Origin of the sequence: Methanobacterium sp. CWC-01 (genome assembly GCF_030323845.1) — an archaeon.
GTDB lineage: Archaea > Methanobacteriota > Methanobacteria > Methanobacteriales > Methanobacteriaceae > Methanobacterium > Methanobacterium aridiramus.
The window spans coordinates 1,436,487-1,448,937 of sequence record NZ_CP040735.1; the positions used below are offsets into that span (position 1 = coordinate 1,436,487).

The 12,451-nt window shown below is 44.1% G+C and carries 15 protein-coding genes and 1 pseudogene; 3 read left to right on the forward strand and 13 right to left on the reverse strand.

Annotation, left to right across the window (positions count from 1 at the left end; all coding sequences use genetic code 11):
* Window positions 1–9: 9 nt before the first annotated feature.
* The 3 genes from FGU46_RS07790 (at window position 10) to FGU46_RS07800 (ending at window position 4,013) form a co-directional block, all read left to right on the forward strand.
* Complete coding sequence (locus FGU46_RS07790; protein WP_286473721.1) at window positions 10–1,029, forward strand: hypothetical protein; 1,020 nt, start codon at window positions 10–12, stop codon at window positions 1,027–1,029.
* A 25-nt stretch (window positions 1,030–1,054) separates the two neighbouring features.
* Window positions 1,055–2,818 (forward strand): MJ1255/VC2487 family glycosyltransferase, encoded by a 1,764-nt coding sequence (locus FGU46_RS07795; RefSeq protein WP_286473724.1) that lies wholly within the window; start codon window positions 1,055–1,057, stop codon window positions 2,816–2,818.
* A 67-nt stretch (window positions 2,819–2,885) separates the two neighbouring features.
* Window positions 2,886–4,013, forward strand: coding sequence for a DUF763 domain-containing protein (locus FGU46_RS07800; RefSeq protein WP_286473729.1), 1,128 nt, complete (start codon window positions 2,886–2,888; stop codon window positions 4,011–4,013).
* Between the two features lie 32 nt (window positions 4,014–4,045).
* On the opposite strand, the gene FGU46_RS07805 is transcribed toward FGU46_RS07800, so the two are convergent.
* The 13 genes and pseudogenes from FGU46_RS07805 to FGU46_RS07860 all read right to left on the reverse strand — a co-directional run bounded on the left by FGU46_RS07805 (window position 4,046) and on the right by FGU46_RS07860 (window position 12,413).
* Window positions 4,046–5,896 (reverse strand): chitobiase/beta-hexosaminidase C-terminal domain-containing protein, encoded by a 1,851-nt coding sequence (locus FGU46_RS07805; protein WP_286473731.1) that lies wholly within the window; start codon window positions 5,894–5,896, stop codon window positions 4,046–4,048.
* Between the two features lie 132 nt (window positions 5,897–6,028).
* The gene (locus tag FGU46_RS07810; RefSeq protein WP_286473733.1) at window positions 6,029–6,169 is read right to left on the reverse strand and encodes a hypothetical protein; all 141 of its coding nucleotides are present in this window, start codon (window positions 6,167–6,169) and stop codon (window positions 6,029–6,031) included.
* Window positions 6,170–6,333: 164 nt separating this feature from the next.
* The gene (locus tag FGU46_RS07815; RefSeq protein WP_286473736.1) at window positions 6,334–6,666 is read right to left on the reverse strand and encodes a HepT-like ribonuclease domain-containing protein; all 333 of its coding nucleotides are present in this window, start codon (window positions 6,664–6,666) and stop codon (window positions 6,334–6,336) included.
* Window positions 6,659–6,940, reverse strand: coding sequence for a nucleotidyltransferase family protein (locus FGU46_RS07820; RefSeq protein WP_286473739.1), 282 nt, complete (start codon window positions 6,938–6,940; stop codon window positions 6,659–6,661). The genes FGU46_RS07815 and FGU46_RS07820 overlap by 8 nt, the downstream gene beginning before the upstream one ends.
* An 877-nt stretch (window positions 6,941–7,817) precedes the next feature.
* Complete coding sequence (locus FGU46_RS07825) at window positions 7,818–8,987, reverse strand: cysteine peptidase family C39 domain-containing protein (RefSeq protein WP_286478393.1); 1,170 nt, start codon at window positions 8,985–8,987, stop codon at window positions 7,818–7,820.
* A gap of 19 nt (window positions 8,988–9,006) precedes the next feature.
* Complete coding sequence (locus FGU46_RS07830; protein ID WP_286473741.1) at window positions 9,007–9,546, reverse strand: hypothetical protein; 540 nt, start codon at window positions 9,544–9,546, stop codon at window positions 9,007–9,009.
* Window positions 9,547–9,622: 76 nt separating this feature from the next.
* Complete coding sequence (locus FGU46_RS07835) at window positions 9,623–9,766, reverse strand: hypothetical protein (protein ID WP_286473744.1); 144 nt, start codon at window positions 9,764–9,766, stop codon at window positions 9,623–9,625.
* 57 nt (window positions 9,767–9,823) lie between these two features.
* Window positions 9,824–10,072, reverse strand: coding sequence for a hypothetical protein (locus FGU46_RS07840; RefSeq protein ID WP_286473746.1), 249 nt, complete (start codon window positions 10,070–10,072; stop codon window positions 9,824–9,826).
* A gap of 33 nt (window positions 10,073–10,105) precedes the next feature.
* Complete coding sequence (locus tag FGU46_RS07845) at window positions 10,106–10,654, reverse strand: hypothetical protein (RefSeq protein WP_286473749.1); 549 nt, start codon at window positions 10,652–10,654, stop codon at window positions 10,106–10,108.
* A 54-nt stretch (window positions 10,655–10,708) separates the two neighbouring features.
* Window positions 10,709–10,816, reverse strand: a pseudogene (locus FGU46_RS10885) (cysteine peptidase family C39 domain-containing protein); the annotation flags it as partial.
* Between the two features lie 57 nt (window positions 10,817–10,873).
* Entirely contained in the window at window positions 10,874–11,209 is a 336-nt protein-coding gene (locus FGU46_RS07850) for a hypothetical protein (protein ID WP_286473752.1), read from the reverse strand.
* A 31-nt stretch (window positions 11,210–11,240) separates the two neighbouring features.
* Window positions 11,241–11,873, reverse strand: coding sequence for a tetratricopeptide repeat protein (locus FGU46_RS07855; RefSeq protein ID WP_286473754.1), 633 nt, complete (start codon window positions 11,871–11,873; stop codon window positions 11,241–11,243).
* A 42-nt stretch (window positions 11,874–11,915) separates the two neighbouring features.
* Window positions 11,916–12,413: a hypothetical protein gene (locus FGU46_RS07860; RefSeq protein WP_286473757.1), complete on the reverse strand. Its 498-nt coding sequence runs from the start codon at window positions 12,411–12,413 to the stop codon at window positions 11,916–11,918.
* Between the last annotated feature and the right edge of the window lie 38 nt (window positions 12,414–12,451).

The window sequence follows — 12,451 nt, forward strand, 5'->3', positions numbered from 1 at the left end:
GGTGATGTGTTGAAAATAGACCGTTTAGACCTTATAGGGATCGTTCTAATCATCCTGGGAGTTCTGGTATTTGTCACCGACTTCCTGGATGATCTGCTGATGACCATCACCTGGCCCCTCCTATCCGGATCCTCCGAGGGAAAGGCGGTACTCTTACTGGTGGTAATGGGAAGTTTACTCCTTTTAAATTCCCTTCTAAGATCCCGGAGAGGATTCCTGAACAGAATCCACTCCAAAGTTTATGATTACAGTCCTGATGGCCGTGAGTACCTTAAATGGTTTTTAATCCTGGCCATTTTAACCTATGTCGTGGGTATCATCCTGGAAATATGGTTAAGATCCAGCTACGGAGTTTCCATCCTCACCATCTTCGTATCCCTGAATCCCAACCCCACCAGCACCAGCCCCACCCATAGCCATGTATTTAAGGCGGTCCTGGGTTATTTAATCAACTGGATTGGTTTTAATGTTCCGGGCGACATCCACACCGGAGGATCCCTCATCCAGCAGGTCACTCCCTGGGCTTTCCTCATACTGTTCACCCTGCCCGCATCCTACCTCCTGGGATTATTGTCCCTGGACCATCGTCTGGCCGTACACCGCCTGATAATGGCTTTCTGCATGACCCTGACCCTGGTGTCCATGCTGGATGGGGGGCTGTTCTCCCAGCCAGGGGTCATGGGTTTGGGTGGAACTCTGGGGATGTACGCCATTAAAAGCCCCTTCCAGCCCCGTCAGCTCCTGTACCCGGCCCTGGTAGTGATACTCCTCATTGTATCCGGGGTGGCCGTGGAGGTGGCCGGCAGTAACCCGGCCTACCATGAGCTAACCATAATCAACCCCCAGGAGCCCCTTGAACTTTCTGGTTATGATATCATATCAGTCCAGGAGGGGCAAAATCAAACTATAATCCGGATAAAGACTGAAAAGAGTGATAAGGAATTTTTGGAGAGTTTATTCGTCTCTCTAGGTGGAAGGGCCGATGGCTTTTTCATGACCTGGAATTTTGCATCCTACTTCGGAACTTAGAAAAAAATAATCATGTGTGTAGCAAATGAAGCTGTCCATCATCATCCCCACCTACAATGAGGAGGAGTACCTCCCCCTGCTTTTGAAGAGTATCAAGGCCCAGGAATTCGTCGACTTTGAGGTTATCATCGCCGATGCCGGATCCCAGGACCGCACCCGGGAGATTGCCCGGGAAGCGGGTTGCCGGATAGTTGAAGGCGGAATGCCTGCGGTGGGCCGTAACCGTGGCGCTGAAGCTGCCCAGGGGGAATATCTGCTATTTTTAGATGCGGATGTGTGTTTAACCGATGGTTACCTGAAATCCTCCCTGGAGGAATTCGCCGAGCAGGACCTGGGAATTGCCATCACCCAGATATCACCCCTGAGTGACAGTCGCCTGGATAAAATGGCCCATGATTTTGCCAACTTCTTCATGCGGAAGGTGGAATCATTCAAACCCCATGGAGCCGGTTGTTATGGGATATTAACCCTGAAGAAACTTCACCAGGAAGTGGAGGGCTTTGATGAGGACCTAGACTTCGGAGAAGACACCGACTACATTGAAAGAATGGCGGAGATATCCTCCTTCAAGGTCTTAAGACAACCCCGGCTTCTGGTATCCACCCGCCGGGTGGAGGAGGAGGGCATGAAAAGGGTGGCCTACAAGTATGCCAAGAGCACCCTCTACCAGTTCACCGGACGTAAGATAACCGCCGAGAAACTTAACTACAGCTTCGGGCATAATGAGAAGACCCGGATTCTGTACTCGGTCTGTGGAGAGGGTATGGGCCACGCCATCCGTACCGACGTGATCCTGAAACATCTCATCCCCCACTACGAAGTCCATATCTTTTCTTCGGACCGGGCCTACCACTACCTGGCCCAGCGGTACGATAACGTGTATGAAATTGGTGGCTTCAACACCGTGTACGAAGATAACACCGTCCGCAACACCAAAACCTTCATCAAGGGTATGAAGGGCCTGCCCGGTGATCTTAGAAACAGTCTACGCTTGATGTACAGTGTGGCCAAGTCGGTGAAGCCCCACCTCATCATCTCGGACTTTGAGATTTACTCCAACCTCCTGGCCAAGATCCTGCGCCTGCCCCTCATCAGCCTGGACAACATGCACATCATTACCCAGGGTGAGATCGAGGTATCCTCCCGGTACCGTACCGAGCGTTTAGCCGCCGAGGGCGTGGTAAGATCCTTCATCATGATGCCCCGCCGTTACCTCATCAACACCTACTTCTACCCTCCCCTCAAAAACCCTAAAAAGGCCAAACTCTTCCCACCCGTACTCCGGGAGGAGATCATGAACCTGAAATCCGAGGAGGGTCGGCACATCCTGGTTTATCAGACCAGTGATTCCAACTGGGAGCTACTGGAGGTCCTGAAGGAGCTGGAGGAGAAGTTCATCGTCTACGGTTTTAACAAGGATGAAGAGGACGCTAATCTGACCTTCAAGTCCTTCAACGATGATGAGTTCTTCCAGGATTTGGCCACCTGCCGGGCGGTCATTACCAACGGGGGATTCACCCTCATCAGCGAGGCCCTGTATCTTAAAAAGCCGGTGTTAAGTGTGCCGGTCAAAAAACAATTCGAACAGATCCTCAACGCCATCTACCTGGAACGCCTGGGCTACGGGGAGTTCCACGAGGACCTGGAAAAGGAGGATGTCCTTAAATTCCTAACCAGACTGGAGACTTACCGGGATAATATCCAGAACAACTTCCAACACGACCGTAACGAGGCCATAATCAGGGAACTGGATGAGTTAATAAAGAAGTACGGTCAGTTTAGAAAGTAGTTGGTTTTCATTACTTCTCATCTCCTCTCACCAAATCCTTTACCATCCGGAACTTAAACTAATTAACATGCCAGGGAAAATAGGGACCGCCAACCTACCCCTCCACGGGGGCCGGGCACCAAGATGGCTGTTTAGGAGGATGGTTAAACTGGCAGGGGATATCACCGAGGCGGTAGTCTACGAGTACGGTCCTTTAGAGTTTTTAAGACGAATTTCCGATCCCTACTGGTTCCAGGCCTTTAGTTGTGTCCTGGGCTTTGACTGGCACAGCTCCGGCACCACCACCACTACCTGCGGGGCCCTGAAAAGTTCCCTGGATCCGGCGGAGCATGGGATCCTGGTGGCCGGGGGTAAGGGCCGGGCCTCCCGCCGGACACCCGTGGAGATAGAAACTGCTGGTGACTTATTCTCCTTATCCGCTCCTAAACTAGAGGATCTGGTTCACAACAGCCGGATGGTGGCCAAGATTGATAACAGCTGCATACAGGACGGCTACCAGCTCTACCACCACGTGTTCTTTTTAACCGAGGAGGGGGAGTGGGCGGTGGTGCAGCAGGGCATGAACCAGCACCAGCGCTACGCCCGGCGCTACCACTGGCTCTCCAGTGAAGTTCAGGACCTGGTGGAGAGTCCCCACCAGGGTATCTGCTGTGATACCCGGGAGGAGGAGACCCTGGACATGACCGCCCCGGAGAGTGAGGAGGCCCGGGCCATCAGTGTGGATCTGGTCCAGGACAACCCGGAACACCTTAAAAAGTACTTCCAGAAGAAGCCCAGATTGGAGGCTCACCAGAGCAGTCTCTATGACTTCTACCCGGGGCTGGATATGCCCGCCCACCATCCGGTGCTGGACACGGATCTGACGGACCGGGACCTGGAGGTTCTCCAACGGGCCTGGGAGATACAGCCGGCCAGCTATGAAGAGCTACTGAGCCTGGAGGGCATGGGTCCCAAGAAGATAAGGGCCCTGGCCTTGATCTCCGACCTGGTCTATGGGTCCCGGCCCAGCTGGGAGGATCCGGTCAAGTACAGCTTCACCCATGGCGGTAAGGACGGCTTCCCCTACCCAGTGGACCGGGAGGTCTACGACCACTCCATCTCCACCCTGCAGGACGCCTTGGAACAGGCCCGTCTGGATAAGAAGGACCGGTACCAGGCCTTGAAGAGGCTGGAGGGGCTGGTCAGTGGGGAATAATCTTTTAAAGAAAAAAATTATTTAAAAAAAAATTAGGTTAACACGTTTTTAGTTCCCCAACGTGTTTCTTTTCGGTAAATCCAGCCATATTTCCATTTGTATTTGGATTTTTGGGCCCATTTGTATTTCCATTTGTATCTCCACTTACCCCGGTACTTGTACCAGGATTTGTACCATTTCTTGTAGGATACCTTGTACCAGTACTTGTACCATCCCTTCTTGTAGGGCACGTCCACAGTGTAACTGTATGTAACCGTCTTGTAAATACTGTAAACTTCCGTATAAACTGCAGATTCCTGCCCGGCTCCATCCAGGGCATAGTAGTTCATAGTCAAAGAGGAGCTTACATTGAGGGGTGTGGTGTACTGTTTGCGGGTGCTGCTGGTTCGGGGATCCGACCCATCGGTGGTGTAGTAAATGGTGGGATTTCCATCCTGGTCATCTAATGCTTGTAAAACCACATTCTGAGGGGCATAATAGGTTCCCCCTGCCAGACTGGCCGTTACTACCGGGGCGTTATCGTCAAAGGTGAAGGTTTCATTGAGAATTGGATACCAGTTACCGTAGATATCAACCATGGAGATTTTAAGCAGGGTGTTAAGGTTGATTGCTAGGGGAATGGTATATTCCGTTCGGGTGCTGCTGGTTTCAGGATCGGAACCATCGGTGGTGTAATAAACGGTGAAAGTACCGGGGTCGTTGTTGGTTAAAGTAAGGTACCAGCCAGAGGAGGGATCGCCAGTTATACTGATATTTATGGGAGTGATATTGGGGCCAATAAGGCCATCCAAGGCGTTTATAAGAGCATTGGCATCGGACGTTTTCTGGGCTACCGAGTCATAGAAGTAGGTCTCATAGAGTATGGTGTTTAACCCCTGATTGGCAATGGGCACGGTGACGTACTGGGTACTGGTCGGGTTGGGAGGAGTGTACAGGGCTAAAGATGGTATCTGGCTGATTATCTGGTTGGCGTAGTTTGCGGTGTCATCGTTATTGGAAATTAAATATAAGAACCGGTAGTAACTGTATCCACTGTCCGCACCATGGTTTTCATGATTATCCAGGACCAGGATGGGGTTTTCGCTGGAGATATCCGGGACTATGAATGCCTGGGCTAAGAGTTGCCCATTCATCCGGCCTTTACTGTAATCATCGGTATCCTGGGTCACCGTAACTTGATAAAGAACATATCTTTTAGTCAGATCCAGGGACTTACTGGTCAGGGCATTAAAAATAGCACTGTGTATCCCATTTTCCTGGGGATGCACCCCAATTATGAGGGCAATGGTCTGAGGAGAACTCTGGTTCCCGTAAACCTTCTTTTCCACGTAACCATAACTGGTGCTGCCGATGACATCCGAATTTAACACCGTACTCCAGGGATCCACCCGAATATAATCGGGCAAGACCCCATTTGTCTGGTAGGAGTTTAGTATTCCGGAGTACATGTAGACTAAGGATTGGTAACCAATATTTCCGGTACTGGTAGATGCATAGTTGGGCGCCCGCCCATTGGTATCCATGTAAATTTTAACACGATTTGCCAGGTCTAAATATTCGGTTTTACTAAAATCCCGGCTGATAATGGTTTCTGAAGGTGATGGGGCAGGGTTATAACTCTGGATGGGAATGGTAGCCTGAGAACCGGCATTAATGTTCAGCACCGCGGCGGTGGAAAGCTCCAAATATTGGGGCATGTCCACCTGATTCCCTCCCACTTGGGTGTTACTGGGGAGGGTGTGATTGGTGTTTATATAAGAATTCACATTTTCGGAAGCATTGACTACCTGGTCGGGTGTAACATTCACTGCCGAAACACTGTTAACACCTAGAACTAACACTATAAACATTGCTAATAATATGGCCCAATCTCTTTTCTTCATAACTTACCTCCCTGTATGGTAAACATCTTTATTCTCATGATCTATAAAAAGAATTCGAAAAGATTCCCTTAAATTACTTAGAATAATTCCTGATATAAATAACTTACGATTAAATTTGCATAAGTTATTATTTTATTTGAAAAATTTATTCAAACAGAGGGTTTTGATGTTGCGCATCTCATCGTCGGTGAGTAGGGTGGCGTTAACTGGGGCCTGTCCGTTGATTATGAGCGCTACTCCAGTGTATAATTCATTGAATTTGTCTCTGGCCATTTCCAAGTCGCCGAGGTTACTCGGGTATGGTGGTGCCGAAATGAAGATCAGTAAATTATGGTTTCTGATTATGTATGAGCAGTGCCTTTTGGTGCCTAGTGATGGTGTAATACTGGTCAATGTTTCTCTGTCTGATTAAGTACTTTAAAGCGTTATTTTTATAATTAATGATTTAAAATTGCTTCAATTTTTCTTCCCATCCCTGGGAGTTCATTGCAAATAACATTCCATACTATACTCCATTCAACACCAAAATAGTGGTGAATAAGCTTATCTCGTAAACCAGCAGCCTTTTTCCACTCAATTTGAGGGTTGGTATTTTTAAATTCAGTGGATATATTTTTCGAGGCCTCGCCTATAATCTCCAAACTCCTTAAAACTGCCCTCTGTAACACTGGATCAGACTGAAGCTCCTCAAATTTTAATGATCGGGTCTGGTTTTCTAAAAATTGTATTTCATCCCGGATATGTTGCAGGAATACTTCATCCCTATTCACACCACAACACCTCTTTTTCAACAGTAGGTTTCATATAAGGACTTAAACCTCCAGTGGTTACCAGATCAACCTTTCTATCCAGTAATTCCTCCAGGAAAAATATCAGTTCAATAAAATTATTGTAGGTAGGCTCTTCAAATTCCACCAGAACATCAACATCACTTGATTCTTTCTCCTCACCTCTAGCGTATGAACCAAAAACCCCTATTTTACTAACACTATATCTGTCTTTTATTTCCTGTTCATGATCCTTGATCAAGTCCAAAATCCTCATAATAACACCCATATATTTTTTTCTCTTAGGATTATTTATGGAAGAAGGATTGATATTATTTTTTGCTAAACTATATCCCACAAACTGCCCTGTGGGGGGTATGGTGCGGTCCATATGATATTATATTAGTTTAAGGTCTGATCTGCTACCATATCATAACACCAATCATGATTAAAGATGTGAGTAAGGTTCAGTAGGTGGTTTTCATAGGTCCATTGGCATAGAGGAGAGTTCCATTTATGTTAGTTTACTTTCCCGGTCCAGCCAGTACTGTAGGATGTCATCGGTGAGTAGGGTGGCGTTGACTGGGGCTGTGCCATTGATTATGAGTGCTACTCCAGTGTAGAGTGTGTTGAATTCGTTTCAGTTCTTAATATTTCCCAGTTGTGATTAATATCATGGGATTTGTGTGTACTCCTTTCTGTGACGATAATGACGAGCATAAACAGCTATCAGCGCTGTAAAAATCAAGATAAAAAATGAAAATACAAGAATGGATATTAGTTCTTTTAGATAAGTGGATCTAAATAGGAAAGTGTAAAATAAGGTTAGTCCTTGAAGTGCAAAAATGGACACAAGAAGAATGTTATACATTAAATAATTAAAATTTTTTATCTTAAATGAATATTCTAATATTACAAGAAGTATTAATGCAATCATAAAGAGCGAGAAAGGGTCTATAAAGATTAAGAGAATGAATAACAGTACAATTAATGGAAAGATCTGTTTAAATGATATGTTTTCCTCTTTTTTCAAATATGCTCCCCTCATTCAATCCATTTAGTGAGTCTATTAAATTTTTAATATTCTACTACTTTCGAGTTTGTTTCAATTTTCATTGGTTCAGAGTTCATCTTATATTTAGTAATTTTATTACTTAAGGGACGAATTGCCACCAGTTTTCGTAAATCTGATCCTCATAGCTTTTATCTGTAAATATTGGGTCATCAGCACCATCCCATACTTCATATGTACCATATATCATCCCAGCACAGCCAAATCCAAACATAGCATAAGCCAATGGTTCTGTCTCAGGTTGAAAAACTCCCAATGCAACAGAACTCGTTGCCATTCTGGTACCGGTATAAGCGGTGGAAAGGCCCTTTAAAACCTTGACTCCTCCAATAAGGTTGTAGTATTTTCCTGTGGGGGTGTCGGGTTCTATTTTGTAGGTGTAGTAGGTTATTTTTCGTCGTGGTATGTAGCGTGATACGCGGATGGTCATTCCTATGGTTTTGGTGCACCATCCTACTCTCCATTCGAGGTGTCCGGGTATGGGTAGCCATCCTTGATATAGGTAGCCTGGTACCCATTGTAGGTAGGGGTAGCGTATTTTCACGGTTACTTTCACTTTAAGGTAGACGTTAACCCAGTAGCCTCCTACCCAGTAGCTGTGTTCTATTTTGGCGACGTGCCACAGGGCTTTGATATTCCGCATCTCATCGTCGGTGAGTAGGGTGGTGTTGGCGGGGGCCTGTCCGTTGATTATGAGCGCACATCCGGTGTATAATTCATTGAATTTGTCTCTGCTTATTTCCAGGTCGCCGAGGTTGGGGTCGAATAAGTAAACGGTGGTGTTGGTGAGGTTACGTATGATCTCGAAGTGTTTAGTCCCATCTATGTCCAGGACTACGAGGTAGTTGGGTTGTAGCTGGTCTACGGTTAATCTGACTCCAGTTGCAGTTAGTCCTTTATTTAAGGTTGCCTGCTTTAAACCATACAAGCTAGTCCCGGTTTCATCGGTGCCAGCTATTTTTGATAGTTCCCCTTCAGTGGAGTATATTCCCAGGTTTTTGAGGATGGTGGCCAGGGCGGCCGGGCCGCAGCTGTAGATAGTGGTGGCTATCACCATTTCGCCATCATCTATGGTGGAGGTGTCGGTTAGCCAGTTGTCGGTGTAATTATTTCCAGATAGGTTAACGCCGAGGGAGTTGTGGTAGGTTATTCCGGCACCATTATCGGTTAGGGTGTTCCCGGTAATCTGGTTGTTGTTGGTATCGTAGAGGTAAACTCCCACCCAGTTACCGGTTAAGGGTGTTTTTTTTATGAGTTTAGGGAGGTTAAGGTTATTTTATGGATTGGAAGATGATGTTAGCTGTACTAGTGATTTGTTGAATGTTTGAATCAGGACCATAGACTGAAACTGCATATACATCATCATTGATTTTAAAAAGCATGTTAAAATGCATTGCTCTCATTCCGAATGCATATTCATCGGTATAGATAACCTTTTCGACAACAACCCCATTAAGATTAGTTTCCGTAGTTATGGATACTATTTCGCCAGCAGACATATTTTTAACATTTGAAACCAGTATATTTCTTAATTCAGTAGGAGAAATTGCGCTTTTATTTTTAGCCACAGTTATACTATGTACCCTTAAGGGAACAGTATTTTTTAGTTTACCTATTGCTTGCATAGATGAATTACTTGTATTATTTCCAGAGTAAGTTACGTTATTAAAATCGCTTGGATAATTGAAGCTCATTATTCCATCGGAATATGTTTTAGTTTGGTTTGTAGGAGGGTTGGTGCAACCAGAGGCTGAAACAATTAGAATGAGGGTTAATATGATTCCTAGCTTCAGATTATTGTTGTTTTTCATAGTGTTAACTCCTTCCTAATGTTCAATATCTTTTGCACAGTTCCATTCTACTGGTTTAATGAGGATAATGGTTTGTTCAGTTACCAAATTCTTTCATGATTTGTTCTTCAGGATTATCGAAATCGAAAAACATGAAAATACTTTCTTTAATACATCTCATTCCGATTTGAATTCCAACAGGATTACCTGTGGCGCATATGGCAGCGCCACCGACTAACATTAAACTAGCTTGTTGGTGTGGATCTTTAAGTTGTACTCGAAGTGTCGAATGCCAAGTCTATTCTTTTCGAATGATTTTTTTATAAAGTAATTCAATTATACGGCCATAAATCCAGAATCCGAAAATAAATGTTAGTAATGAACCGATCATAAATGTTAAAAGTAATGTAGGGCTGTTAATTATCGTGTTTTCGTTTAAGAGCACGATGTCAGATATCGGATTTCCTATAATTTGTATAGCCAAGAAAATTAAGTTGAATATGAAGCCTGCAATCCAGTATCTGCCGAAGTTTTTTCTTATTTCCATTTAGAATCCCTCCATTTCATAAAAAATTTATGATTAAATCTTAAAGATGGGTATGTAAAAAAGAGGATCTCCAAAAAGGTAGTCATCTCCTCTCCCTGTTTCATTCAAATGTTGCGAATATTCCTCTCCTCCTTCGTATATTTTACTAATTCCTTCAGTGATTAAATCTTGTTGTGCACGATATAGTCCACCTAACAGTAGGCTTGAACCAAAAAACATGTTTCTGCTGTAATTGATTCGGGTTTGTGCACGATTCATATCAAGGTTATAAGCGAAATAAACGGGTATGTCGTTTTCGTCGCGTACTAGTTTGTAGGTGTAGTAGGTTATTTTTCGTCGTGGTATGTAGCGTGATACGCGGATGGTCATTCCCACGGTTTTGGTGTGCCATCCTACTCGGAATTCGAGGTGTCCAGGTATGGGTAGCCATCCTCTCCAGAGGTAGCCTGGTACCCATTGTAGGTAGGGGTAGCGTATTTTCACGGTTACTTTCATTTTAAGGTAGACGTTAACCCAGTAGCCTCCTACCCAGTAGTTGTGTTCTACTTTGGCGACGTGCCACAGGGCTTTGATGTTGCGCATCTCATCGTCGGTGAGTAGGGTGGCATTTGCTGGGGCTGTGCCGTTGATTATCAGTGCTACTCCGGTGTATAATTCATTGAATTTGTCTCTGCTTATTTCCAGGTCGCCCAGGTTGGGGTCAAATAAGTAAACGGTGGTGTTGGTGATGTTACGTATGATCTCGAAGTGTTTAGTTCCATTCTATATCCAGGACTACCAGGTAGTTGGTTAATTAATCATTTATATTGTTTCTAAGCGTAATCTTAACTTTTTTGCTAGGAACCCTCCAAGGAGTCCTAATATCGGGGGTAATGCCAGATATACTACTAAATATGCTGTTAATTCAGTATTAAAGAGAAATATAATTGACAAAATGATTATAGTATATACCAAACCTTCATACAATCCAAGTATGGCCTTGTTAGTTCTGGATATGTATGTGGCAATGAATCCGCCCAAAATAAGTACCAATATAGATAAAATATCTGATAAAGGAATATCTGGTAAAAAATATGCCAAAGTACCAGCTATGAAATATCCTAATAATATGGCAATTATTGGATGAATCCGTTTCATTTTTTCACAATAGGTTTTTTTGTTATTTTTTTTAATTTTCTAGGATAATTTTCCCGTCTTTTTTGGCTTGTTCAAATTTTGGATCGAGTTCTAATGCTTGATCATAGTATTTTATGGCTTCTTGTTGTTTTCCCAGTTTTTCTAGACCGACACCTTTGTTGTGCCATGCTGCAGCATCTTTAGGATCGATTTTTAGGGCTTTGTCAAAGCATTTTATTGCTTCTTGATATTCATTTATTGATATTAGAGTTGTTCCTTTGTTGTTCCAGGCAATCGTGTCTTGGGGGTTTGTTTTCAGGGAGTCGTCGTAGATAGCTACTGCTTCTTGATATTTGTCCATTTTATTTTTTAAATCGTATACTAATAGAAGAGTCATTAATACAAATATTACAGCTATGCTGTAGTCTAATATTTTATTTCCTTTGTAAATAGGGGTTGAAACTTGTAAGTAAGTAAAGATCAACGTTAATACTAAAATCAGGATTATGAGTGAAAAATAAAGGGTCTGGTTTTGATACTTTCTATTAATGAAAATGGCAGTTATAAAAAGAATGATACTGACAGCAAGGCCTGTTGTAAAAAAGGACATAAATTGATTAAATAAAGTTATTAGTGCCATAGTAAAAACTAGAATACCTGAAGTTATCAACAATAAATTTTTCATGGTATTTGCCTCATTGGTTTATCAGGGGATAATGATTGTGGATTATATCCACAATGGTTCATTCCAATTCATCATGAGATCGGCAGCACCTGCTGTTATAATGCCGATACCACTGTAAGCGACAAAGTATGCTGGCACTGTACCTATCCCTCCAGTAGCAGCATCACCAATAACGCTAATTCCTACTAGAAAACTTCCACCACCCATTACGACTACATCCAAGGCACGCCTCCCTATAATTTCCTTATTTAATTCGTAGACTTTTTCGTAGGTGTAATAAGTTTTTTTCCTGGGCGGTACGTAGTGTGGGATGCGAATCCAGCGTCCAATGGTTTTAGTGTATACACCTCGGCGGAGTTCGAAGTGTCCAGGAAGGGGTAACCATCCTCCCCAGAGATAATGGCCTGGAACCCATTGCAAATAGAGGTAAGGTATTGATACTGTGAAACCTACCCAACGATAGGTATAATATACATAGCCAGGTTCCCAGTAGGTATGTTTAACCCATTCGTAATGGTACAGGGCTTTAATATTCCGCATTTCGTCATCAGTGAGTAGGGTGGCATTTGCTGGGGCTG